Below are 22618 nucleotides of genomic sequence, written 5' to 3'. Positions count from 1 at the left end.
ACAATGTCCATCGCGCCTGGCGAAGGATGTGAGTTGTGCTAGCCCGGCACCTTGCCAACATACCCTCTGAATTCTATACACTCTGGTTATTCATCCCCGGCATTACTTTCGTGTTATTCCGTTTAAACTTGCTGCTCATGGGTTGAATTTGGAACATGGAGCACTGACCTATGGAGTGTAAGCACCTAAATAGTCAATCAGGAGATGCGTCATGCATGTGTTTATTGCAGGAGCTAACGGACAAATAGGGCAGCACCTTTTACGGGAAATGGCAGGCAGTGATCACGAGGCGCGAGCCATGATTCGACATGCTGAGCAGGGTCCGGAATTGCAACGACTGGGGGCTACTGAAACCGTGGTGGGGGACCTGGAACAAGATTGCAGTGAAGCTATGAAAGGCTGTGATGTGGTTATTTTTACAGCCGGTTCCGGCCCTCACACTGGGCCGGAAAAGACGACAGACGTGGATCAGGATGGCGCTATTCGCCTGATTGATACTGCCAGGAAAAACGGCATCAAACGTTTTATCATCGTTAGTAGCATGGGTGCTGAGGAGCCGGAAAACGGACCTGAAAAACTCCAGCACTACCTGCTAGCCAAGCACAATGCCGATGAGCACCTGAAAAAAAGTGGCTTGAGCTACACCATTGTTCGCCCGGGCCAGTTGACTAATGATGAGGGTACCGGGAAAGTCGCGGTCAAGGCGAGACATGAGAGTGTAGGTAAAATCTCACGACAAGATGTTGGCCGTGTTTTGCTGGCGGCTCTGGATGCCGAAACCACTGTTAACCAGGTTTTTGAGGTAGTGTCTGGTGACACGCCGGTGGCTGAGGCGCTTGCAAACCTGTAATACATACTGCCCTGGAGGCATTGCTCCTTCGGGCCTGTGAATTGCTTGATCTTTCCCCTAAGCTTTAAACAATACACTGTCAGAGCGAGGCGGTTTGCAAAGGCCTATGTCCGATAAAGAGCTCCGTGCCAAGTCTGATAAACAGTCGATTGACCAGTTTATCCACCAGGTTCGCAAACTACCCAAACAAGGTGGTGAGCAGGGCCGGCTAATTTTCGCTCTGGATGCCACGGCCAGCCGGGAGGCTACTTGGGATCAAGCTTGCCACTTGCAGAGTGAGCTTTTCATGGCGACCAGGGAATTGGGTGGTTTGGCCATTCAGCTTTGTTATTACCGCGGGTTTCGGGAGTTCAAGGCCACCGGTTTTGTTACCAAAACCCGCCAACTGCTCAACCTGATGAACGGTGTTTCTTGCTTGGGTGGGCAAACCCAGATTAGCAAGGTGTTGGCGCACGCCAGAAAAGAAACCCGGGCAAAGCCAGTCAAGGCTGTCGTGTTTATCGGGGATTGTTGTGAGGAGCCGGTGGACAAGCTTAGCCATATTGCCGGGGAACTAGGCATGCTGCGAACTCCAGTATTTATGTTCCATGAGGGCTCCGATGCGCATGCAAGGGCAGCGTTTCAGCAGGTGAGCAAATTGTCGGGAGGTGCCTACGCACCCTTTGATCGCAACAGCCCTCAAGTGCTTAAGGAGCTTATGGCTGCTGTTGCGGTCTATGCTTCCGGAGGAACTAAAGCCCTGCAGGACTATTCCAGCCGCAGCTCCTCGGAAGTTAAGCGTTTAACCCAACAGCTCAAATAGCGCTTTTTTCAATCAACCAGAGGGCCTATTGGCCCGGAGTATCCGAGTGCCACTAATATTTCTGGTTGTCATTCTGGCGATTGTTGCAGGAGTCTGGGTTCGCAGCCAACCGCCCAGCCAACGAAAGCCCGCTATTCTCAAGCTGGCATTAATCGTCGGGGTTTTAATAGCGGTTCTGCTAGCCGTTACTGGCCGCCTCCAAGTTCTGATTGCCATGCTTGTGTTCCTGTTTCCCTTGCTGCGACGTATGTTGCCGTCTTTGCTGGCGGGCCGCATGCCTGGCTCAGGAGGGGATGAAGCCGAATCGGGTAACCAATCTCATGTTTCCAGCGATATTCTGGATATGACCCTTGATCACGACTCTGGAGATATGAGTGGTGAAATATTGAAAGGCCCCATGGCTGGCCGAGCGTTGGCAGGCCTGGAAGAGGGTGAGTTCATTGAGTTATTGCAGTATTGCCGGGAGCACGACGAGGATTCTGCCCGGCTTCTGGAAACCTACTTGAACAAACGCTTCGGTGATTCTTGGCGGACCGACGACCCGGCTGGTGATGATAGTGAGGGAAGTGGCGAACGTGAAAACGCAAGTAGCGGCGGCCCTCTGACCGACAGCGAAGCATTGGATATTTTAGGGTTGGAGGCCGGTGCCAGTCGGGATGAAATCATTCAGGCCCACCGCCGGGTGATGCAGAAAATACACCCGGATCGAGGCGGGAGTAATTATCTGGCTGCCCGAGTGAATGAAGCCAAAGAACAACTGTTGAGTTAAGGCGAGCCCCAGTTTAGTTATAAGAAAATCTCCTTGAGGGCTAACGTATTATTCGTGATTCGCTCGGCCCTAGTTGCTGTAATACGCACCGTTTCACTGAAACCGACACCAAACTCGCCCGGCTTGCGTAAGCAAATCGGCAGATGAAACACCATACCTTCTTCCAGAATGGCTTCGTTGTCGGTGGTTATAAACATCGAGCCGGCGACCCAAGATGGCGGAAACGCCGCACCGACCGGATAGCCAAACACGCCGGAGAAAAACGCACGATCAACGATGGGCGCCAGGGCAGCTTCGCCCGCGCGGGCTGCCGAGGCGAAGCTGGATCCGGCTCGCGCGGCCGCCATTACCGCTTCGAGAACCTCAAGGCATACTCTATGGAATTCATGAATTTCGGCCGAGGCCTGCCCGACCACGGCGGTACGCATCATGGGCGCGGTGTAGCGTCGGCGAACGGCACCGAATTCGGTGAACACGACATCGCCGCGCGCTACCTTATAACCTGCATGATTTGTGTGAATGATGCCGCTGCGCGCGCCAGTCGTCACAATTGGTTGCATGCTCATGAATTCGCTGCCTGCCCCAAGCATGGAACTGGCACCTGCCTGGGCGATTTCGTGATCGACGACGCCCGCCCGTATTACCGCAGCCGCTGCGTCCAGACCGGCGCCGGTGATGGCGGCGCTTTCGGTAAGATAAACCATTTCTGCGGGCGATTTTACCAAGCGAACACGGTCAATCAGCTCGCCGAAATCACTAAATGTGGCCGCACCCAGCCGGTTCTTGAGGGCCAGAAGCAGTCCCGGCCGAAAGGAGCCTGCCCAAGGGTTGAAGCCGATCTGTGGCGCCGGGTTGCCTGCCGTGCGACGCACCTGCGTAGCGAGTTCGCTCGCGACCGCTTCGGGAGACTGCCATGGATAGCCGATAACCTCGTTTACCTGGCTTAAATACACGGCGGGGCCGACTTCGATGGCTGGTACGAACAGCAGAGTTCGCTCTGGCGAGACCAGAAGCACACACTGAACAGAGACCTCAAAGGTGTTGTATCCGGTCAGATAACACAGCTCACTGGCCTCGGTCAGCAGCAGTAAATCAAGTTCGGCGTCAGCCATTCCCTGACGAACGCAGGCGAGCCGCGCCTCGTATTCATCTGGTTCGAATGCCAGTACAGGCTTGGGAAATCTGGATTGCAGTTTGTCGCGGTAGGTACGGTAATCCATGGGGGGATCTCTCGCCGGTCTGGAAACCTGGTCTCATTAAGCATCTTTTTACCTCCCGTATCAAATCAGAAAGTAAGCTCAAGCTCCGCATATCCAAGCACTTGTTGGTTAGTGGTAAGTGCTCCAGAGCCTTTTAGTGTGGGTTATCCAGAAGCTTAAGGCCAACTTCCGGTCTGAGGCTGCTGGCACCACAGAAGGGCAAAATTAGTTATAAAGAGGTATTTAATTTAGATATTTACCGACTAGACTAAAACCAAGTGGCGGGATTGGTTTCTGGTTCTATCCAGCCCCTGAGAAAGTAGAAGCTAAGAAAAACAATATCATAGAGAGGTTATTAAAATGCGTTTTATAAAAGCAAAGTTGCTTGTATTAGCGGTAATCATGTTTCTGGCAGCTCCCTTGTCTGCTGAGACTGAAATGGAAAAAACGTCAAGCTGGCTGCCTTCGCTGCAAACAAGCACTCCCCAGGAAGGTTTTGAGCTGGCGGTTAAACTCTCGCGAGTGGGTGTTAAAACAACCCAGCCGGATAAAGAAGTGCTGTTCCGTGAGCGAGAGAAGTATGCTCAGAGCGGCGAGGCCCTGATACATGCCTCTGAAGTGATTGCCGTTCACTTCCAAACGGTTGCTGCTGCAAATAATTATTGGAAATAACGACGAAACCCGCACAGCCCTGTTTCAGTGTTTTCAGGGCTGTGTCTGCGGGCATTTCAGTACCAGTCTTAATCCCAAAGTTCGGTTTCGCTTGCCTCCCAATTGAGAATAAAACCAGCCCCCTTGGCTGATTTCTCATCTTCCCTGGTTTACCCAACATGATGTTCTGGCACAACACCACGTCCGAGGCTGTCGTCTCAAACGGCAGTCTGAACCAGAATTTCAAAAGTACCTGGGGGAATTATGAACAACAAAAATTTAAGAAAATCAGGCATGGTCATCGCGCTGGCATGCGCCATGGGTGCAAGCATGGGCGCAAATGCGGCGGTTGAGCTGTATAACAAGGATGGCACGTCTTTTTCGGTTGATGGCTACTTCAACGCCTTTTACGTGAACCGTGATGACGGGGTGTCAGACACCCGGGACTCTCGCATAAAAATGGGCTTTCTGCCCAACACCATTGGCTTTAACTTCAGTAAGGAGATGGGCGATCTTACCCTGGGAGCGCGATCCTCGTTCTGGACGACCATTAACGACAGCCTGGACTCGCCCACCGATACAGCCATTGATGTTCGCCAGTTCTATGCCACGGTAGACGGAAGTTTTGGCCAGGTTTTGATCGGTAAGGATTTTGGTCTCTACGCCCGCTCCAATATTTTCCTCGACGAGATTCTCATGGGCTTTGGCTCTCCCGGTGTCGCAGGGGGTGTATCCTTCGGGAATATCCGGGCGGGTTATCCTTACCCAACGCCTTCCGCCCAGATTACTTATCGTACTCCTGACATGGGTGGTTTCAATATTGCTGTGGGCGCATTAGATCCCGCAGATACGGTTACGGGTGCTAATGATGAAAACTCGGCACCCCGGATTGAATCAGAGATCACCTACAGCACTGATCTTAATAATGTGGCTCTGACTGCCTGGCTGAATGGTCGTTATCAGTCTGCTGAGAATGGGCCTAACACGGTTGATAGCTCTGGCGTGGGTTACGGTCTTAAAGGGTCCGTTGCGGGCTTTACGTTGGCCGCATCGGGGTTTACATCCGAAGGTGATAGCCCGGTTCTTATTGCCAATGAGCCATTAACAGAAGACAAGGCAGACGGCTTCCTGGTTCAGGGGGCTTATGCCTTTGGTGCTAACAAGGTTGTGCTTTCTTATGGCGAAACTGATGCAGAGATACTGAATCTGGAAACCGAAAGCACCACCGTTGGCTTTTTTCACGATATAAACAGTCACTTCAAGCTGGTGGCCGAGTACAACATGTATGAGGATAAGAACCGTACCACCGGTGTGACCACTACCGACGATGACACAATCGCACTGGGCGCCATTGTCACTTTCTGAACGTTATACGAAGGATCGATAACGACAGATAAAAATGGGTGGCCAGGCCTGACCTGTGTCACCCAGTTATCAGCATCGTGCTAATACGAAAGTATCGGTTTTGCCATACGCAAGCCTTATGTGTCTGTCACTATCTAGAAAGGAGTCTACCGTTCAATGACTTACAGATGGTTTGGCGCGCCAGTTAAAAGCACTGAAGTCGCATTGGCGGGATGTAGGGATGCAGTAAAATCACAGGGTAGCTTTTCTCCTGTGGAATCCGCATTTATGAAGCCAGTAACGACTCTGCCAGCAGTACAGGTAGCCAGTTCCTGCATTCGCGAACCGGTCTCGGCCGCGAAAGCTCTTGCAAGACAACTCCGGCATCAACATCTCGGTTATGTGCTGTTTTTTTGCTCCGCCGAATATGATTTGGACGGCTTAGGCATGGCATTGGAGCAAGCATTCCCAGATATTGGTGTTTCAGGATGCACCTCTGCAGGGGAAATTACGCCTCAGGGATATGATCGAGGATGCATTACAGCTATCGGCTTTGATCGCCGATTCTTCGCCATCGAATGCGCCCTGATTCGGGAAATGGATCAATTCAGTCTCCGGGACGCTCAGAGCGTGATAGATGATCTACTCTCTGGTTGTCGCGGTGCCAGGCTGGCATCCATTAAAGGCAATACATTTGCCATAACGTTGCTAGATGGTTTGTCCAGCAGGGAAGAACTGGTGCTGGCTACCTTGAATTCAGCGCTTGGCAGCATTCCCCAGTTTGGCGGCTCGGCCGCTGATGATGAGCATTTGGCAGATACTCATGTATTTTACAAAGGTCGATTTCACGCTGGTGCCGCAACGGTACTGTTAGTGAATACACCGTTGGATTTTCGGGTTTTCTCTACCCATCACCTTGAAGAAGGCAACGAGAAACTGGTTGTAACTGGCGCCTGTTCTGACAGCCGAACCGTATATTCACTTAACGCAGAGCCAGCAGCCGAGGCCTACGCCCGTGCTGTTGGCAGCACAGTTGAAGCCTTGAGTCGGGAGGTGTTTGCGCGCAGGCCGCTGGGTGTAAAGATTGGTGGTCATTATTTCGTGCGCTCGATTCAGCGTGTTAACCCGGATAAAAGCCTGACGTTTTACTGTGCAGTTGAAACGGGCATTGTAATGACCGCTATGAATCCCGCCTCGCTGTTGGATCCCGTCAGGGACCAGCTTGAAACCTCAGAAAGTATTGTTGGTAAGCCTTTAGTAACCATTGGTTGTGATTGCTTTTTGCGGCGCCTGGAAGCGGAGTTTATTGGTGAATCTGAGGCCGTATCAGATTTCCTGCGCCACCATAAAGTGGTTGGTTTTAACACCTATGGTGAGCAGTTCAATGGTATGCATATTAACCAGACGTTCACGGGGGTGGTCATTGGCCAGCCTAATGTCTATCCCGAGTAAGAAACAGCCAGATTCCCCGGAGCAGGGCGCGACCACAGGGCGTAATGGCCTGGCGGAGCGGGTGGCGGAACTGGAAGCGGAAAATGGGCGCCTGCGCAAAATTCGCGATGCACTGATTGTTCGGGTGGAATCCGGCACCGCGCACAAGCCGGAACCCTATGCCGCTTTTGAGCATTCTGTGGTGCTGGCTGAACAGGTACGTGAGCGTACCGAGGCTCTTAATCAAACAATGGAAGAGCTGAGGTCCAGCAATAAAGCGCTTACTCGTGCTCGTGAGGAAGCCGAAACTACTCGCCAGCGTTTGAGCGATGCCATTGAGAGTATTGCCGATGGCTTTGTGCTTTTTGATCATCAACACCGGTTGATTCAAAGCAACAGTCGCTTTCGCAGCTACTGGAGGCACGCAGGGACAACTGTGCCTCCGTCGGGAACCTATATTGGCGAGGTTAGAAAATTAGCAAAGGATTCCGGATTAATTGTTGAAGAGCATAGCGAGCCAGATTCCGAGGGCGAAGTATTTTTGCTATCCAACAAGCGGTGGGTTCAGATGACCGAGCGGCCGACCCATGAGGGCGGCCTGGTTGTACTCTATTCCGATATTACCGATATAAAAAACAGCGAGATGGCACGGCGTATCGCCGCTCTGGAAGAAAGTGAGCGCTGGATTCGAGTGGTGACCGACCATGTACCTGCCCTGATTGCGTATGTGGGCGCGGACATGACCATTCAGTTTTGCAATCAGGTATATGCAGCCTGGTACGGACGGAATGGTGAGTCTCCTTTGGGTAAAAACCTGATCAACATACATTCCCCGGAGATGTACCAGCGGCTAATGCCGCAGATCCTCGAAGTGCTTTCGGGGCGCAATGTCACGTTTGAGTTCGAAGAGTTGGGAGAAAAAGGTCAGGCCCGCTATATGTTGCGGTCCTACGTGCCTAACTTTGGTGATCAGGGCGAAATTGTTGGTTTTTTTGTATTGATTCGGGATGTGACAGACCGGCGTAGAACGGCTGCGGCGCTGGAGCAAGCCTATGATGACCTTGAGTGCCGGGTTAAAGAGCGCACTCTGGCATTGACTGAGTTAAATAGCCAGTTGCGCCAGGAAATAGGTGAACGCAATACGGCCGAGGCACGCCTGCGGGACGCCAAGCTGGAGGCAGAACGAGCTAATCTGTCAAAAACCAAATTTTTGGCGGCTGTTAGCCATGACCTGTTACAACCGCTAAATGCTGCGAGGCTGTTCACCAGTGCTTTACAGGAACAGTCGTTTGGGCCGTGTGCGGAAGATCTGGTGCAATCGGTGAGTACATCACTGAACGACGTGGAAAGTTTGCTGGGTACATTGGTAGACATTTCCAAGCTGGACGCCGGGGTGATAAAACCAGATGTGACGGCTTTTGATTTACGCGATCTGCTCAACAACATCGCCCGGGAATTCCGGCAAATGGCTATGGCAGAGGGGCTTCAACTCGACTTTGTTGGCAGCTCGGCAATTGTAGAGTCAGACTCCCAGCTACTGGCACGGATTCTCCGCAACTTCCTGACCAACGCCATCCGCTATACGACAAATGGCCGCGTGCTTCTCGGCTGCCGAAGGGAGAAAGGCTCTGTGCTGCTGCAGGTATGGGACACAGGGGCTGGCATTCCTCAGGATAAGCTGATTGAAATTTTTCAGGAGTTTAAACGGGTGCGCCCAACAGGATCGCCCGCAGATAAAGGTCTGGGTTTGGGGTTGGCCATTGTGGATAAAATCTCCCGAATTCTGAACCACGAAATCAGCGTGTCGTCGGCAGAGGGTAAAGGGTCGGCATTTAGTGTGCGAGTACCCATGGGCGAGCTAAAACCTCGCCTGACGGCATCTGAACGCGATGTCAGCGTGCATGCGCAACATGATCTGGTTGGCTCCAGGATATGGGTTATTGATAACGACCCTGCCATTTGCCAGGGCATGCAGGTTGTACTGGAAAGTTGGGGGTGCCAAGTGGTAACGGCTGTTTCATTACCAGATTTGGAACGCCAGCTTAATCCATCGACGAGCCCTGTGGATTTGATACTGGCGGACTACCATCTTGATAACGATGAAAACGGCGTGGATACGGTTGCTGCTATCAACGGGCGTCGAGGCAACTCAGTACCAGTGGTGATGATTACCGCCAACTATACCAGTGAGCTGAAGCAGCATATTCGCGAGCTGGGCTACGTATTGATGAATAAACCAGTGAAGCCACTAAAGCTTCGTAGTGTGTTGAACCACATACTACGAAGCGCTTAGGCGGGAATGAAAGCGGACAGATTAGCGAGTAGGGTGCATGAAGCAGTTTAGCGCTTAAGGTAGTGGCTGAAATCGACATCGCCAGCAGAAAGAATGGCTTGCACCCTATTATGAACCCCAAGTTTGCGCAGTATTGCAGAGACGTGCGCTTTCACCGTGGTTTCAGCGATATTAAGGTTGTAAGCGATCTGTTTGTTGGATTCGCCCCTGGACATACGCTCAAGTACCAGTAACTGGCGCCTGGTAAGAGAGTTTAGCATCTCCGGCGACACCGGGTTGTCGTCATGATTGTTCCGACGGGTATTATTGCTGCTTTCTTTGCCGGTACGAATAATATCCGATGGTAAATAAACGTTGCCGTTGAGAATTTGCTGGATGGCGTGAGTCATTTCTGCGCGTGGCGAGGATTTCGTAATGAAACCAACCGCACCATAGGTAATCGCCTGCAGTACTATCTGCTTGTCTTCCTCTGCTGAGACGATCACTACCGGAATGGTGGGTGCTTCGTTGCGCAGCGTCATGAGCCCGTTCAACCCATTCATACCTGGCATATTCAAATCCAGCAAGATCAGGTCAATATCGTCGTTCTGCTGTGTAACCTTAAGAGCGCTTTCCAGATCATCAGTTTGCAGAACTTCGCTGCCATCAACGCCAGAGGCAAGGACGCTGCTGATCGCATCCCGAAATAGTGGGTGATCGTCTGCAATCAGAATTTTGTACATTGGCTCCATGAGCGTGCCTACCTGTTGGTCTTCAGTCGCGGAAAGTGTTTCCGACTTGTGATAGATGTTTTCCGGTGCAGGTATGGTGTTGGGTTCGATCAGCATGACAGGCCCCTGTTTGTTTTTGTAGTTGTGCCATTACACATCAGTGCTGTCATTAATTGAATGCGACCAATGCATCAAAAAACAGGGACTAAAGTAGTAATTTGGTGAGGGCGCATCACTCGGAGATCGCCAGTTGGCGAACCCGAATCTTCCAGGAGTCAGTCGCTTTGACCTCAATAAAGAAGCGGCCGCCCTCGTGTACGCTGATTTCACCTTCGCCCGGGCCAGAACTATAGGTATTCACCAGTTCTTCATTATCGGCATTGAACACATAAACCACAAAGATCACGCTTTCGCTGTGGAATTCAAGCCGGAAACCCTCTGCGCTTTCGAAACTCGGTGTATGCTCACGACCGTTACCATGGAAATCAAAACTCAAATAATGAGCCGCCGCGCGGTCGAAACATGCCAGTCGCGCCTCATCCTCGCGATGCAACTGGCAATCCCGCAGTGCAGCAATGCCTTTATCGCCGATTGTGGCAGCTGTTGCCAGGGCGGGGCTTATGGCAGTTAGTATCATCATCGCGGTGCGGGCAAGTGTGTATCTATTCATCATAATTAGAATCCAGGCGGCACCGGGGTGACGGCCTCTACTGGAAGGCCAGCGTTTTGCCACGAATCTATACCGTTTTTATACCAGTACAGATGGGTGAAGCCCGCGGCCCTGAGGCGGCGGGCTGCATTCCATGAGAGCCAGCAGTCCGATTTACACATAACGATAACGGGGTAGTCGTGCTTGCTATGGGTTAGCTTGCGAACATTGCTTACAAGGTAGTCAAGCCACTGCTGATTCATTTCGCCGCGGCCGGTATTTGGCAGCCAGTATGCGCCGGGTACCGAGTAGTGTGGCTTGGTCTCGATGAATCGCGATGCCCGGTATTCTGAGTTTATTACATCAATGACGACCGGCGTCGGTGAAGCACCCAGCGCCGCTTTAAGATCGGGCGTGCTGATGGTTTGTATACCTTCGATGGTGTCTGGCGTCGGGCTTCGGTAGCGGTCGAGGCGATAACCATCTGCGGAGAAAAGACTCTTGGAGTCTGGATTTGTGTTTTGAGCGTTAACAATGGCCGGCACCACTGATAACAAAAATGTGAGTGTCAGCAGCCATGTCTTGAGCATTAGATGACTTCCCGTTTGTTGTTTTATCAATATTACAAAGCACCATTGGCGACAGGTAAATCCAACCATCGACCTGATTCTCTGGTACCAAAGTTGTGTAGTCGTCTCTTTCAGTGATCGCCTGGACCGTATTTAAACGCTCGGTCGGCGCGAGTGGTAACAACGCAGAATGTTCGGAAAGTAGTAAGCAGCCAGTACTAAAGAACCATTCAGCGCGCTTTTGTTGAGGTTAAGATAAAAGTGAATATGTCTTCGCCTTGCGAAAAACATTGCGCGTACTGAGGGGTCCCCTATGAAGATCGTTATCGCAGATGGGCACCAACTGGTGAGAGAAGGTACAGCGTGTCTGCTCCGGAGTATGGCGCCTGGCATTATTATTGAAGGCGCCAACACGGGGGCGGAGGCTTTGGGGCTGTATGCCGCCCATGCTCCGGGTGTTCTCATTACCGACATGCTGCTCCCCGATTATTCAGGGCTTGAGCTCTGCAAGAGAGTGCGGCGACGATGGCGCAAGGCCCGGGTGGTTTTTCTGTCCTCAATAGATGACACAGGGATGATTAAACAGGCTCTGGAGGTAGGCGCACAGGGGTTTGTATCAAAAAGCTGCCGACCGGCGGAATTAGTGGCGGCAATAAGGAAAACCGCAGCGGGTGAAGCCTATATTGAGCATCGTCTTGCCACAAAGCTGGCCATGGGGCGAGCGGGTGCAATGGGTAGCCGATTGTCGGAAATGACCCAAAGGGAGTTGGAGGTGCTGATCCTGTTTGCCCGCGGCGAGCCAAACCGAAATGTGGCGCAACGGTTGAGTATCAGTGAAAAAACAGTGGCCAATCATCTTTCCATTCTGAAAAGCAAGCTGGAGGTGTCCTCCGCGCTTGAGCTTTTGCATTTTGCTGTCGATTCCGGACTGGTTCACTATGGTGGTTCAGGCAGTGGTTACACTGCCCTCGCGAACTGAATCATGCTGGGTCACCAGTCGACCGGGCAATTTTTACAATCGTCCATATACGTATCAACAAATGTTCCATAGTGAATACGCGTGTTGCGCATATCGGCCTTGTTCAGGTTACCGTAATCAAGTTTTACTTCTTGCAGGTTGGCCCCGAACAGCGTTGCACCTTCTAAATCTGCCTTGGGTAACCAGGCGATTTCAAGACTGGCAAAGGATAGGTCGACATTTTTCAGCGTGGCGCCAGAGAGTTTCGAGAAGTTGAAATTCGCTCCAGTCATATCCGATCCAGAGAAGTCTGCGCCCTGGGCAAATAGATACTCGCCCTGAGCTCCCTGCAACTGCGCATCATGAATAGTTGCTCCCCGTAGATCAGCCCGATAAAGGCCGGTACGGTAGGCCGTTACGCGGTTAAGTGTTGCGCCTTTGAGGTTCGCACCTCGTAAGTTAGCGTGATTAAGGTTAGCGCCTGTTAGATCTGCTCCACTGAAATCCACGCCGCGCAGGTTAATATTAGACATGTCTGCTCCGCGAAGATCGGCCCCCTGGCACACCGAATATTTTTCCAGTACGCATCCGTTGAGTTCCGGGGGGGCGTATGCTGCTTGATAGTCTGCTGCAAAAACAGGCGCGATAAAGGAGAGCATAGCCACTTTTATTATTGTCTTCATAATGAGCTCCTGAGGGTAACTGAAGCCGTCGCACATCGGCGGCTTCAGTTGTTAAGGGATCAGTTAGATGCGGTAGCCCAGTCAGGGATTTTGAATACCCAAAACGAGCCACCCTGTGAAACAGGCTTGGTGAGCTCGGCCATGTCACCGCCCCACAATGGAACCGCGCCGCCGTAGCCTGAGGTCACACCAACATATTGCTCGCCGTCCATTTCCCAGGTGACCGGTGGGGAGACAATCCCGGAGCCGGTTTGAAACTTCCAGAGCTCTTCGCCGGTATCAGCGTCGAAGGCCTTGAAATAGCCGTCACCCGTGCCGGTGAACACCAGGCCACCTTTGGTTGTCAGTACGCCGGCCCAAAGAGGCATGGGTTCCTTGTGCTCCCACTTCAGCTCGCCGGTAACTGGATCCATGGCTCGCAGCGTGCCAACGTAATCGTCGTACATACGCTTGATGCGGAAGCCCTGGCCCAGATAGGCAGCACCCTTTTTATAGGTAACCTCTTCAGTCCAGTAGTCTTCTTTCCAGTGGTTGGCGGGGATGTAGAAGAGCCCCGTGTCCTGACTGTAAGCCATTGGCTCCCAGTTTTTTCCACCAAGGAATGGGGGTGATACTTCGATGGATTTACCACGTGTTTCCCCTTCAGCAGGGGGGGGTGGGCGCTGTCCTTCAACTTCAATAGGCCGGCCATCTTCGCCGATACCTTCAGCCCAGGTGATATTGTCCACAAACGGGAAGGCATGCTTGAAATCCCCGTTCTCACGGTCGATGACATAGAAAAAGCCGTTTCTGTCCGCGTGTGCTGTTGCTTTAACCGTTTCGCCATTATCGTCGTATTCGAAAAGAACCAGCTCGTTGTTACCTGAATAGTCCCAGGCATCGTTTGGCGTGTGCTGGTAAAACCATTTTACTTCTCCGGTTGTTGGGTCAACCGCAACCTGTCCGGATGTGTACAGGCTATCGTAATCGGCAGGGTCTCCACCCGGTGCGGTGCGCTTCCAGGTGTTCCAGGGGGCAGGGTTACCCGCACCAATAATGATCGTATTGGTCTCAATATCAAAGCTGGCGCTTTGCCATGGGGCCCCGCCACCGTGGCTCCAGGCCTCTACCTTACCTGTTTCTGTATTGGGGTCATCTGGCCAGCTTGGCGCACTCGGGTCGCCGGTGGGTGTGCTTTTCTCACCATTCAGGCGGCCATAGTGTCCTTCAACAAAAGGGCGCATCCAGATTTCTTTACCCGTCTCGGGGTCGCGGGCGTAGAGTTTACCGACAACTCCAAACTCATCACCGGAGTTGCCGTGAATCAGCAGGACTTTACCGGTCTTTTGGTCTTTAATCAGAGTAGGTGCGGCCGTCATGGTGTAGCCGGCCTCGTGATCGGCAAACTTTTCACGCCAAACGACATCACCGGTTTTTTTGTCCAGCGCAACCATGCCCGCATCGAGGGTGCCAAAGAAGACTTTATCGCCGAAAATTGCGGCGCCCCGGTTAACAACGTCACAGCAGGGTCGAATGCCCTCTGGTAAGCGGTGGCTGTAATCCCATATTTTCTTTCCGGTTTTTGCATCCAAGGCCCAAATACGCGAATAAGACCCGGTTACGTATATGACCCCGTCATGCACCAGTGCCTGTGATTCCTGCCCCCGTTGTTTTTCATCGCCAAACGAAAAGGTCCACTCGGGAACCATTCGTTCGACGTTTTCCTTGTTGATCTGCGTCATGGGGCTGTAACGCTGGGCTTTTGGCCCTATCCCGTAACCCAGAATGTCCTGGGTGTTCTCGGCGTCGTTCACTATGTCGTCCCAGGTGACATCTTTTGCATACGCCTGGCTTGCCATGCCCGCAGCGCAGCTCAGCGAAATTGCCAGGCTAATGCCGCGAAGCAGAGGGCGCTTCTTAAATGCTGTTTTCATGACTTTCCCCTTAATTGTTGTTGTGACAAACGCTTGGGTGGTTGCGTTGACGTAGGGAGTATTGGCACGGCCAAGGCCGTCAGGCGACGGAAAAACTCACGAACAAACCGGGATGACAGGCGGCTCAGCTCGGGAAAATGTCCCGGAGATAAATCAACGCTCTGAAAGGCTTACAGTTTCTAACGAATTGCGTGGTGTTTCGTGCTTTGGCTCCTGATCTACAGGGTTACTACTAAGGGATTAAGGCGCAGAGTCCAAAGTGGTGTATGGGGTGGGAGGCCGGTTCCCTAGACTTGGGAAAAGCCCTGTTGCGCAGAGTTTGCACCTGCTGACTATCTACAACAAAACAAAAGGTATGTAATTATGTTGCTGTCCCCATCTTTTAAATTGCTCATTTGCGCCAGCGCGCTCACCTGGGCCTCTGCCGTTGCCAGTCATGGCAATGTTACTCCACAGCCCGTAGACACTGGAGATCTTCCTGATCTCGGAACAGACGCTCTTAATAAGAATCCTTTCCGTGAGGGTAACGAGCACGGCGAACTTAACGAAAAAGCGGTCAATATTGGCGAGAGCGCATACGCAGGCAATTGCGCGGGCTGCCATGGTATTGAGGCGCAATCCGGTGGTTTGACTCCTGATTTGCGTGAGCTGACCGAGTGGGATGATGAATACTTTATTGGTCGCGTGATGAATGGCACAGACCGCGGCATGCCTTCTTTCAAGAGCAACTTGGGACAGACGGCTATCTGGTCGATCCGGACGTACGTGGAATCTGTCTCCGATAACTGATTTGTGCTTCTGTTGAACGATACTTCGACGGGGAGAAGGTTAAGCTGGAGACGGGTTATGACTAAATATGGTTTATGTGCTCTTTTACTCATAGCTGAAGCCGCCTGGGCAGGGCTACCGGTAGACCCATTAGGCTCGCCGCTATGGGAGTACAACATTGAACGCTATCTGGGCGAGGGTGTCGAGGTTGTCGTGGACAATCGGGTGGGACTGTCGGTGCCGGGATTCGCTGAGGACAGTACTCAGGTACCACTGGCCGTTAATCTGTCGGAGTTCCCACACGAAGTGGCAAAAGTTGTGACCTGGGTGGATATGAATCCGGTGCCTCTTCTGTTCAATGCAGACAGTAGCGATGGTGGACTGTCGCTTATTTCACTGAACTTCCGGGTTCAGCAAGCCAGCAGCGTGCGGGCGGCTGTGCTGGATGAGCAGGGGGTGTGGCACATAGACAGTGGCTTTGTAGAGGCCGCTGGCGGCGGGTGCACGGCCCCTCGTGAAGTGACTAGCAGTTCTGACTGGGAGAATGAGTTTGGAACCCTCAAAACCGGCCTGTATTCCAGTGACGGTAATACCCGAATAAAGGCCAGCCTGCTGCACCCGATGGATTCCGGGATGGTTGGCAATGTGCCTGCTTTCTACGTGGGTAAAGTTGAAGTGCGGCAAAAAGGCTCAAAAGCTTTGTTGCTGTCTATGACGCTGGCTGAGTCAGCCGCTGAAAACCCGATGTTTGTTTTTGAGTTTGAGGGTGAGAAGGGCGGTGCAAGTGAGGACCTGAGCATCTGGATGAAAGATAACAATGGCTATCGGTTTGAGGGTGCGATCGGAGGAACTACACGATGAGTGGTTATTTGAGGTCTCAGCGCCAAACCGCCTGGTTTGTGTCCGTTTTCGCCCTGTGGCTCTTGCTTACTGCAGCAGCAACCGCCGCTCCTAAAAACTATGAGCTGACGGCTACCTCTGTTGCTGATGGTGTATGGGTTGTCGCCGGCAGTACCGCCAACTTCTCGAAAGCCAATGGCGGCAATATCCTGAATACTGGCTTTATCGAGACGAGTGAGGGTGTGGTTGTCATCGATACCGGACCATCCCGGCTGTACGGCGAAGCCTTTCGCACGCTGATTGAGAGTCGCACTGACAAGCCAATCGTTAAGGTGCTGATTACTCACCATCACCCGGATCACGCGTTTGGCAGTCAGGCCTTCGCTCCGGACACACTTTACATGCTTGAGGAATCTGCGCAGCTTCTTGAGCGTGATGGAGAAGCTTTTTCAGAAAACATGTATCGATTGATTGGCGATTGGATGCGCGGGACCGAAGTGATCGTTCCCAGCCAACGAGTTCAACCCGGAACGCTTCAGATTGGTAAGCGAACGCTGCGCTTAATTGCCATGCGAGGGCATACTGGCGCAGACCTTGTGGTTCTGGATGAAATCTCAGGGGTTTTGTTTGCATCGGATATGGTGTTTTTTAACCGGGCGTTAACAACGCCTCAAACGCCTGGTCTTATGGAATGGCAATCGGAAATGCAGCAGCTGGCGGAGTTGCCTTTTTCCGTTGTTGTGCCAGGGCATGGGCCGGTGGTTAGGGATAACAGAGCTTTCCTGCAAATGAATGATTACCTGATTTGGTTGGATGGCGTTATGGCCAACTCGGCTGCCCGGGGATTGAGTGCTGCTGAAGTCATTGGTACGGCAATCCCAGATCGGTTCGAGAGTGTGGAAGGGGCTAGCTATGAGCTGATTCGCTCAGTCAGTCATCTTTACTCTGAGTATGAAAGCCGGGCACTTACTAGCAACTAAGGCGCGTGGTTTAGTACTAAGGGATGAGATATCCGCCTCCAACGCACCATTTAGTAAGCCACGGTGGCGGCATAAATTAGATTGGTAAACGCGAAAGGCAGCGTTGTTTTGCGACAAACACAATAAGAGGTTCAGGCTATGATCTATGCACAACCAGGACAAAATGGTTCCCCCGTTTCTTTCCAGTCTCGTTATGGAAACTATATTGGCGGCGAGTGGGTTGCCCCGGTTAAAGGGCAATATTTTGAAAACATTACGCCAGTAACGGGCGATGTAATCTGTGAAATCCCACGTTCTACCGAAGAAGATATTGAGCTGGCACTGGACGCAGCGCACAAAGCAGCTCCAGCCTGGGGGCGCACCTCAGCAGCAGAGCGCTCTAATATTCTTCTGAAAATTGCGGATCGTATCGAAACTAACCTTGAGAAGCTGGCGGTCGCAGAAACCTGGGATAATGGCAAGGCTGTGCGGGAAACCCTGAATGCCGACATTCCTTTGGCCGCAGACCATTTCCGCTACTTCGCCGGCTGCATCCGTGCACAGGAAGGGCACATGGGTGAGATTGATCAGAACACAGTGGCCTTTCACTATCATGAACCGCTGGGCGTGGTTGGTCAGATCATCCCCTGGAACTTCCCGATCCTGATGGCTGCCTGGAAGCTGGGTCCATGCCTGGCAGCAGGCAACTGCACCGTGCTCAAACCCGCAGAGCAAACACCCGCAAGCATTCTGGTGTTAATGGAAATTATTGGTGACCTGCTACCACCGGGCGTTCTGAACATTGTAAACGGCTACGGCATCGAAGCAGGGCAGGCTCTTGCCACCAGCAAGCGCATTGCCAAAATCGCCTTCACCGGCTCAACTCCGGTTGGCTCCCACATTCTGAAGTGCGCAGCCGAGAACATTATTCCCTCAACGGTCGAGCTGGGTGGCAAGTCCCCTAACATCTACTTCTCCGATGTAATGAGCGCCGAGCCAGAATTTGTCGACAAGTGCGTTGAAGGCCTGGTGCTTGCCTTCTTCAATCAGGGTGAAGTGTGCACCTGTCCTTCTCGCGCGTTGGTGCAGGAAGACATGTACGAAGAGTTTATGCAAAAGGTTGTTGAGCGCACCAAGGCGATCAAGCGCGGTAATCCTCTGGATACCGATGTGCAAGTAGGCGCACAGGCCAGTAAAGAGCAGTACGACAAGATCATGTCCTACCTGGAGATCGGAAAGCAGGAGGGTGCAACGGTTCTCACTGGTGGCGATCGTGAAGATTTGGGCGGTGACTACGATAATGGCTTCTATATCCAGCCTACGCTGTTCAAAGGCGACAACAGCATGCGGGTATTCCAGGAAGAGATCTTCGGCCCGGTTGTAGCGGTTACCACCTTTAAAACAGAAGAGGAAGCGCTGGCGATTGCCAACGATACCGAGTTTGGTCTGGGTGCTGGCGTTTGGACTCGGGACACGAACCGAGCCTACCGCATGGGCCGTGCTATTCAGGCAGGCCGCGTGTGGATGAACTGCTATCACGCATACCCTGCCCATGCTGCATTTGGTGGCTATAAAAAGTCGGGTATCGGGCGTGAAACCCATAAACTGGCGCTGGATCATTACCAGCAAACCAAGTGCATGCTGACCAGCTATGATATCAATCCACTAGGGTTCTTCTGATCTGAGTGTTGTTTTACTCCCCCCGCAAAGGGGGGAGGTTCTGACCGGCCTTTTCGGGGTTTGTTCTGTTGCGAGTTAGTGTTGTTGTGTCCTGCTCTTTTGGCCCGTTTCGGGCCTTTTTTGTTTGTAGCGCTGGTGTTTAGCCCTTCGTTTTTGCCGCGTAATACCCTGCCACTTATGTCGTGCCAAAACAGTCCGAAAGTACCATATAGGCATATGAAGTCTCTCTTTAGGATGGGTTGTGGGGTATCGGCAATACTGTCGATCCATCCTTAATGCACAAATAATCATGACAAAAGAGGTGAGCATTATGTGGACTAAACCAGCTTATGAAGACCTGCGTATCGGTTTCGAAGTAACCATGTACTTCGCCAACCGCTGAAGGACGGAGCGGCCAGCAAGTTAATGCTGGCCGCTCTACTTCCGGAGCTCTTGCCCATGTATATCCATGTTCTTGGTTCTGCTGCTGGAGGTGGTTTCCCTCAGTGGAATTGTAACTGTGCCAACTGCGATGGATTTCGCAAAGGCACACTGAATGCCCATGCGCGAACCCAGTCATCCATTGCCATCAGCGAAGACGGCGAACGCTGGATTTTATGTAACGCGTCGCCAGACATTCGCGCTCAATTGGCCTCTTGTGAAGCCATGCAGCCTGCCCGGGCTTTGCGGGATACTGGAATCAATGCGGCTCTGTTGTTCGACAGCCAGGTCGATCACACCACCGGTCTTCTGACCTTGCGAGAAGGACTGCCGCTCGATGTGTGGTGCACCGCCCAGGTAAAGGACGACCTCAGTTCCGGGTTTCCTTTGTTTCCAATGCTGAAACACTGGAACGGTGGCCTTAACTGGCGAGAAGTACCAGCATCTGAGTTTTCCTCCTTTACCATTCCCTGTGCTCCGTCTCTGAAACTGACAGCCATTCCTTTGCTGAGTAACGCGCCTCCCTATTCACCTCGCCGGGATAATCCTCATCCGGGCGATAACATTGGCATTTTTATTCAAGACATCCGAACCGGCCAGAATGTGCTTTATGCGCCAGGCCTTGGCCAAACGGATGCACGAATTCTGTCGTGGATGCGTAAAGCTGACGTACTGATGGTGGATGGTACTGTGTGGCACGACGATGAAATGATTCGCCAGGAGGTGGGTACCAAAACCGGTCAGGACATGGGCCATCTTGCCCAGAGCGGGCCAGGCGGCATGATTGAGGTGCTGGATACCATGCCTGCCAAACGCAAAATCCTGATCCATATAAATAATACTAATCCGATCCTGAACGAAGATTCCCCCGAGCGAGCTCAGCTGGCGGAGCATGGCATCGAGGTAGCGTGGGACGGAATGCAGATCGAACTTGTGGAGCAGCCATGAACGCCATCGCGAAAACAGCTATGAATCGGACAGACTTTGAGCAGGCTTTGCGGGATAAAGGGCGGCTTTACCACATCCACCATCCATACCATAAAGCCATGTATAGCGGGCAATGCACTCCGGAGCAGGTTCGGGGCTGGGTAGCCAATCGTTATTACTACCAGATTATGATTCCCCGCAAAGACGCCGCCATTATGGCTAACTGCCCGGATGCGGGGGTTCGCCAACAGTGGTTGCAACGCATTCTCGACCACGATGGCCACGATGGAGATTGCGGTGGCATTGAAGCCTGGCTTTGCCTGGCCGAAGCGACAGGACTGAGTCGAGAGGAAGTGGTGGACCAGCGTCATGTGTTGCCCGGCGTTAGGTTTGCAGTCGATGCTTATCTCAACTTTGCCCGTCGGGCGACTTGGCAAGAAGCGGCCTGTTCCTCACTGACGGAACTGTTTGCACCGGAAATACATCAATCCCGGTTAGATAGTTGGCCACAGCATTATCCGTGGATAGAAGAGGGCGGTTACAGCTATTTTCGAAAGCGGCTTTCTGAAGCACGGCGTGATGTGGCCCATGGCTTGACCATTACTCTGGATCACTTTACCTCACCAGTCCAGCAGGCCCGGGCGCTGGATATCCTTCAGTTCAAACTGGACATTCTCTGGGCCTTGCTGGATGCCCTCACCATGGCGTATAGCCATAAAACACCACCGTTTCATACGGTCACGGATCAGCAAGTCTGGCATCGGGGACTGTAATGGAGGTTACGATGGCTAACGTACTTCGTTTTCGGCGCGGTTTCCGGTTTCAGTGGGAGCCCGCGCAGCAGTGCCATGTACTCTTGTATCCAGAAGGTATGGTTAAGCTTAACGAGAGCGCTGGCGCTATTCTGCAGGAGGTTGATGGGGAGCGCAGTGTTGCAGAACTTGTGGCTGTGCTGGAGCAAAAATTCCCGGAGGCAGGGGCGCTGGCAAACGATGTGTGTGAGTTCCTGGAACATGCCTGCAATCAACATTGGCTGGAGGTGTCATGACGATTTCTTCCGCAGCTTCAACAGATAAGGCTGGCCATAGTGTCGGCCCGCCACTATGGCTATTGGCAGAACTGACGTATCGCTGCCCGTTACAGTGCCCATACTGCTCGAACCCGCTGGATTTTGCGCAAACGGAAAAGGAGCTCACCACCGATGAGTGGGTTCAAGTGCTACGGCAGGGGCGCGAGATGGGTGCGGCGCAACTTGGGTTTTCCGGCGGTGAACCTCTGGTGCGCCCAGACCTTGAAGAGCTTATCGCAGAGGCTCGTTCGTTGGGGTATTACACCAATTTGATCACCTCTGGTCTGGGCCTGACAGAAGCCAAAGTGAACGCCTTTGCCGCAGCAGGTCTGGATCACATTCAGGTGAGTTTTCAGGCCTCAGATCCAGAGCTTAATAACGCCATAGCTGGTTCCCGAAAAGCATTTGAGCAGAAGTTGAAAATGGCCCGTGCTGTTAAAGAAGCGGGTTATCCAATGGTGCTCAACTTTGTGGTCCATCGTCATAATATTCATCAAATGAAAGACATTATGTCGTTGTGCGAGCGCCTGGACGCTGACTTTGTGGAACTGGCGACATGCCAGTATTACGGCTGGGCGCTGGAAAACCGCGAAGGACTGATGCCGTCAAAGGCACAACTGGAACGGGCCGAGGCGGAGGTTAACGAATTCCGGGCTCAACTTGAAGCTTCCGGGTCCCATATGAAACTTATCTTCGTGACCCCGGATTATTACGAAGAGCGCCCGAAAGCCTGTATGAATGGTTGGGGCAGTCTGTTTTTGACCGTCGCCCCTGACGGTACGGCCTTGCCATGCCACAGTGCACGCCTGTTACCTATTGAATTTCCAAATGTTCGCGATACACACTTAAAGTCAGTGTGGTACGACAGTCCTGGTTTCAATCATTATCGGGGCGATGCCTGGATGCCAGAACCCTGTCGCTCCTGTGATGAGAAAGATAAGGACTTTGGGGGCTGCCGCTGCCAGGCCTATTTGTTAACCGGTAATGCCGATAATGCCGACCCGGTGTGTAGCAAATCTTCTTACCATGACCGAATTCTGGCGGCACGCAAAGCGGCCGACCACGCCACGGTTGGCATTGCTGACCTGACTTACCGCAACGCAGAAAATTCCAGACTGTTTTTCAAGAGCTGAT

The 22618-nt window shown here is 52.5% G+C and carries 23 protein-coding genes; 17 read left to right on the top strand and 6 right to left on the bottom strand.

The window, feature by feature from the left end:
- The first annotated feature begins 211 nt into the window (after positions 1-211).
- The 3 genes from ACTHYN_RS05620 (at position 212) to ACTHYN_RS05610 (ending at position 2421) form a co-directional block, all read left to right on the top strand.
- On the top strand, positions 212-850 hold the full coding sequence (locus ACTHYN_RS05620) for an SDR family oxidoreductase (protein ID WP_441811487.1): 639 nt from the start codon (positions 212-214) through the stop codon (positions 848-850).
- 106 nt (positions 851-956) lie between these two features.
- Positions 957-1652, top strand: a complete 696-nt coding sequence (locus ACTHYN_RS05615) for a VWA domain-containing protein (RefSeq protein ID WP_441811486.1) — start codon at positions 957-959, stop codon at positions 1650-1652.
- 46 nt (positions 1653-1698) lie between these two features.
- A complete protein-coding gene (locus ACTHYN_RS05610) occupies positions 1699-2421 on the top strand; it encodes a molecular chaperone DnaJ (RefSeq protein WP_441811485.1) in 723 nt (240 codons plus the stop codon).
- A 17-nt stretch (positions 2422-2438) separates the two neighbouring features.
- Here ACTHYN_RS05610 and ACTHYN_RS05605 read toward each other — a convergent pair whose 3' ends face one another.
- On the bottom strand, positions 2439-3641 hold the full coding sequence (locus ACTHYN_RS05605; RefSeq protein ID WP_441811484.1) for a M24 family metallopeptidase: 1203 nt from the start codon (positions 3639-3641) through the stop codon (positions 2439-2441).
- Between the two features lie 339 nt (positions 3642-3980).
- On the opposite strand from ACTHYN_RS05605, the gene ACTHYN_RS05600 reads away from it, so the two are divergent.
- The 4 genes from ACTHYN_RS05600 (at position 3981) to ACTHYN_RS05585 (ending at position 9339) form a co-directional block, all read left to right on the top strand.
- Positions 3981-4292, top strand: coding sequence for a hexameric tyrosine-coordinated heme protein (locus ACTHYN_RS05600; protein ID WP_441811483.1), 312 nt, complete (start codon positions 3981-3983; stop codon positions 4290-4292).
- Between the two features lie 243 nt (positions 4293-4535).
- The gene (locus ACTHYN_RS05595; RefSeq protein WP_441811482.1) at positions 4536-5636 is read left to right on the top strand and encodes a porin; all 1101 of its coding nucleotides are present in this window, start codon (positions 4536-4538) and stop codon (positions 5634-5636) included.
- A gap of 267 nt (positions 5637-5903) precedes the next feature.
- Positions 5904-7067 (top strand): nitric oxide-sensing protein NosP, encoded by a 1164-nt coding sequence (gene nosP, locus ACTHYN_RS05590; protein ID WP_441811508.1) that lies wholly within the window; start codon positions 5904-5906, stop codon positions 7065-7067.
- Complete coding sequence (locus ACTHYN_RS05585; RefSeq protein WP_441811481.1) at positions 7051-9339, top strand: NahK/ErcS family hybrid sensor histidine kinase/response regulator; 2289 nt, start codon at positions 7051-7053, stop codon at positions 9337-9339. The genes nosP and ACTHYN_RS05585 overlap by 17 nt, the downstream gene beginning before the upstream one ends.
- Before the next feature lie 47 nt (positions 9340-9386).
- On the opposite strand, the gene ACTHYN_RS05580 is transcribed toward ACTHYN_RS05585, so the two are convergent.
- The 3 genes from ACTHYN_RS05580 to ACTHYN_RS05570 form a co-directional block, all read right to left on the bottom strand.
- A complete protein-coding gene (locus ACTHYN_RS05580) occupies positions 9387-10061 on the bottom strand; it encodes a response regulator (RefSeq protein WP_441811507.1) in 675 nt (224 codons plus the stop codon).
- Between the two features lie 220 nt (positions 10062-10281).
- The gene (locus ACTHYN_RS05575) at positions 10282-10722 is read right to left on the bottom strand and encodes a hypothetical protein (protein ID WP_441811480.1); all 441 of its coding nucleotides are present in this window, start codon (positions 10720-10722) and stop codon (positions 10282-10284) included.
- Between the two features lie 2 nt (positions 10723-10724).
- Positions 10725-11288 carry a rhodanese-like domain-containing protein gene (locus ACTHYN_RS05570; RefSeq protein WP_441811479.1) on the bottom strand — a complete coding sequence of 188 codons (564 nt, stop codon included), beginning with the start codon at positions 11286-11288 and terminating at the stop codon, positions 10725-10727.
- 292 nt (positions 11289-11580) lie between these two features.
- Between ACTHYN_RS05570 and ACTHYN_RS05565 the strand changes: the two genes are divergently transcribed.
- Positions 11581-12246, top strand: coding sequence for a response regulator (locus ACTHYN_RS05565; RefSeq protein ID WP_441811478.1), 666 nt, complete (start codon positions 11581-11583; stop codon positions 12244-12246).
- Between the two features lie 11 nt (positions 12247-12257).
- On the opposite strand, the gene ACTHYN_RS05560 is transcribed toward ACTHYN_RS05565, so the two are convergent.
- Positions 12258-12908, bottom strand: a complete 651-nt coding sequence (locus ACTHYN_RS05560) for a pentapeptide repeat-containing protein (RefSeq protein WP_441811477.1) — start codon at positions 12906-12908, stop codon at positions 12258-12260.
- Between the two features lie 59 nt (positions 12909-12967).
- On the bottom strand, positions 12968-14821 hold the full coding sequence (locus ACTHYN_RS05555) for a methanol/ethanol family PQQ-dependent dehydrogenase (RefSeq protein WP_441811476.1): 1854 nt from the start codon (positions 14819-14821) through the stop codon (positions 12968-12970).
- A gap of 363 nt (positions 14822-15184) precedes the next feature.
- Between ACTHYN_RS05555 and pedF the strand changes: the two genes are divergently transcribed.
- From pedF to pqqE, 9 genes are all read left to right on the top strand, one after another.
- Positions 15185-15610 (top strand): cytochrome c-550 PedF, encoded by a 426-nt coding sequence (pedF, locus tag ACTHYN_RS05550; protein WP_441811475.1) that lies wholly within the window; start codon positions 15185-15187, stop codon positions 15608-15610.
- A gap of 57 nt (positions 15611-15667) precedes the next feature.
- Positions 15668-16450, top strand: coding sequence for a quinoprotein dehydrogenase-associated SoxYZ-like carrier (locus tag ACTHYN_RS05545; RefSeq protein WP_441811474.1), 783 nt, complete (start codon positions 15668-15670; stop codon positions 16448-16450).
- A complete protein-coding gene (locus tag ACTHYN_RS05540) occupies positions 16447-17409 on the top strand; it encodes a quinoprotein relay system zinc metallohydrolase 1 (protein ID WP_441811473.1) in 963 nt (320 codons plus the stop codon). The genes ACTHYN_RS05545 and ACTHYN_RS05540 overlap by 4 nt, the downstream gene beginning before the upstream one ends.
- A gap of 138 nt (positions 17410-17547) precedes the next feature.
- A complete protein-coding gene (exaC, locus tag ACTHYN_RS05535; protein WP_441811472.1) occupies positions 17548-19068 on the top strand; it encodes an acetaldehyde dehydrogenase ExaC in 1521 nt (506 codons plus the stop codon).
- A 310-nt stretch (positions 19069-19378) separates the two neighbouring features.
- Complete coding sequence (gene pqqA, locus ACTHYN_RS05530) at positions 19379-19450, top strand: pyrroloquinoline quinone precursor peptide PqqA (protein WP_007153157.1); 72 nt, start codon at positions 19379-19381, stop codon at positions 19448-19450.
- 56 nt (positions 19451-19506) lie between these two features.
- Positions 19507-20436: a pyrroloquinoline quinone biosynthesis protein PqqB gene (pqqB, locus tag ACTHYN_RS05525; protein ID WP_441811471.1), complete on the top strand. Its 930-nt coding sequence runs from the start codon at positions 19507-19509 to the stop codon at positions 20434-20436.
- On the top strand, positions 20433-21188 hold the full coding sequence (gene pqqC / locus ACTHYN_RS05520; RefSeq protein WP_441811470.1) for a pyrroloquinoline-quinone synthase PqqC: 756 nt from the start codon (positions 20433-20435) through the stop codon (positions 21186-21188). The genes pqqB and pqqC overlap by 4 nt, the downstream gene beginning before the upstream one ends.
- The gene (gene pqqD, locus ACTHYN_RS05515) at positions 21188-21463 is read left to right on the top strand and encodes a pyrroloquinoline quinone biosynthesis peptide chaperone PqqD (RefSeq protein WP_100640855.1); all 276 of its coding nucleotides are present in this window, start codon (positions 21188-21190) and stop codon (positions 21461-21463) included. The genes pqqC and pqqD overlap by 1 nt, the downstream gene beginning before the upstream one ends.
- Complete coding sequence (gene pqqE / locus ACTHYN_RS05510; protein WP_441811469.1) at positions 21460-22617, top strand: pyrroloquinoline quinone biosynthesis protein PqqE; 1158 nt, start codon at positions 21460-21462, stop codon at positions 22615-22617. The genes pqqD and pqqE overlap by 4 nt, the downstream gene beginning before the upstream one ends.
- Position 22618 lies beyond the last annotated feature (1 nt).

The sequence above is a fragment of the Marinobacter sp. genome (assembly GCF_052091845.1).
Classification (GTDB): domain Bacteria; phylum Pseudomonadota; class Gammaproteobacteria; order Pseudomonadales; family Oleiphilaceae; genus Marinobacter.
The sequence above is the reverse complement of the archived record's forward strand: the minus strand, read 5'-3'. Positions and strand labels throughout refer to the sequence as shown.

What these genes read in the sequence shown, in the direction of transcription:
- ACTHYN_RS05620 (WP_441811487.1), top strand. Translation starts at nt 212, where the DNA reads ATGCATGTGTTTATTGCAGGAGCTAACGGACAAATAGGGCAGCACCTT.
- ACTHYN_RS05615 (WP_441811486.1), top strand. Translation starts at nt 957, where the DNA reads ATGTCCGATAAAGAGCTCCGTGCCAAGTCTGATAAACAGTCGATTGAC.
- ACTHYN_RS05605 (WP_441811484.1), bottom strand. Translation starts at nt 3,641, where the DNA reads ATGGATTACCGTACCTACCGCGACAAACTGCAATCCAGATTTCCCAAG.
- ACTHYN_RS05600 (WP_441811483.1), top strand. Translation starts at nt 3,981, where the DNA reads ATGCGTTTTATAAAAGCAAAGTTGCTTGTATTAGCGGTAATCATGTTT.
- ACTHYN_RS05595 (WP_441811482.1), top strand. Translation starts at nt 4,536, where the DNA reads ATGAACAACAAAAATTTAAGAAAATCAGGCATGGTCATCGCGCTGGCA.
- nosP (WP_441811508.1), top strand. Translation starts at nt 5,904, where the DNA reads ATGAAGCCAGTAACGACTCTGCCAGCAGTACAGGTAGCCAGTTCCTGC.
- ACTHYN_RS05585 (WP_441811481.1), top strand. Translation starts at nt 7,051, where the DNA reads ATGTCTATCCCGAGTAAGAAACAGCCAGATTCCCCGGAGCAGGGCGCG.
- ACTHYN_RS05580 (WP_441811507.1), bottom strand. Translation starts at nt 10,061, where the DNA reads ATGTACAAAATTCTGATTGCAGACGATCACCCACTATTTCGGGATGCG.
- ACTHYN_RS05575 (WP_441811480.1), bottom strand. Translation starts at nt 10,722, where the DNA reads ATGATGAATAGATACACACTTGCCCGCACCGCGATGATGATACTAACT.
- ACTHYN_RS05570 (WP_441811479.1), bottom strand. Translation starts at nt 11,288, where the DNA reads ATGCTCAAGACATGGCTGCTGACACTCACATTTTTGTTATCAGTGGTG.
- ACTHYN_RS05565 (WP_441811478.1), top strand. Translation starts at nt 11,581, where the DNA reads ATGAAGATCGTTATCGCAGATGGGCACCAACTGGTGAGAGAAGGTACA.
- ACTHYN_RS05560 (WP_441811477.1), bottom strand. Translation starts at nt 12,908, where the DNA reads ATGAAGACAATAATAAAAGTGGCTATGCTCTCCTTTATCGCGCCTGTT.
- ACTHYN_RS05555 (WP_441811476.1), bottom strand. Translation starts at nt 14,821, where the DNA reads ATGAAAACAGCATTTAAGAAGCGCCCTCTGCTTCGCGGCATTAGCCTG.
- pedF (WP_441811475.1), top strand. Translation starts at nt 15,185, where the DNA reads ATGTTGCTGTCCCCATCTTTTAAATTGCTCATTTGCGCCAGCGCGCTC.
- ACTHYN_RS05545 (WP_441811474.1), top strand. Translation starts at nt 15,668, where the DNA reads ATGACTAAATATGGTTTATGTGCTCTTTTACTCATAGCTGAAGCCGCC.
- ACTHYN_RS05540 (WP_441811473.1), top strand. Translation starts at nt 16,447, where the DNA reads ATGAGTGGTTATTTGAGGTCTCAGCGCCAAACCGCCTGGTTTGTGTCC.
- exaC (WP_441811472.1), top strand. Translation starts at nt 17,548, where the DNA reads ATGATCTATGCACAACCAGGACAAAATGGTTCCCCCGTTTCTTTCCAG.
- pqqB (WP_441811471.1), top strand. Translation starts at nt 19,507, where the DNA reads ATGTATATCCATGTTCTTGGTTCTGCTGCTGGAGGTGGTTTCCCTCAG.
- pqqC (WP_441811470.1), top strand. Translation starts at nt 20,433, where the DNA reads ATGAACGCCATCGCGAAAACAGCTATGAATCGGACAGACTTTGAGCAG.
- pqqD (WP_100640855.1), top strand. Translation starts at nt 21,188, where the DNA reads ATGGAGGTTACGATGGCTAACGTACTTCGTTTTCGGCGCGGTTTCCGG.
- pqqE (WP_441811469.1), top strand. Translation starts at nt 21,460, where the DNA reads ATGACGATTTCTTCCGCAGCTTCAACAGATAAGGCTGGCCATAGTGTC.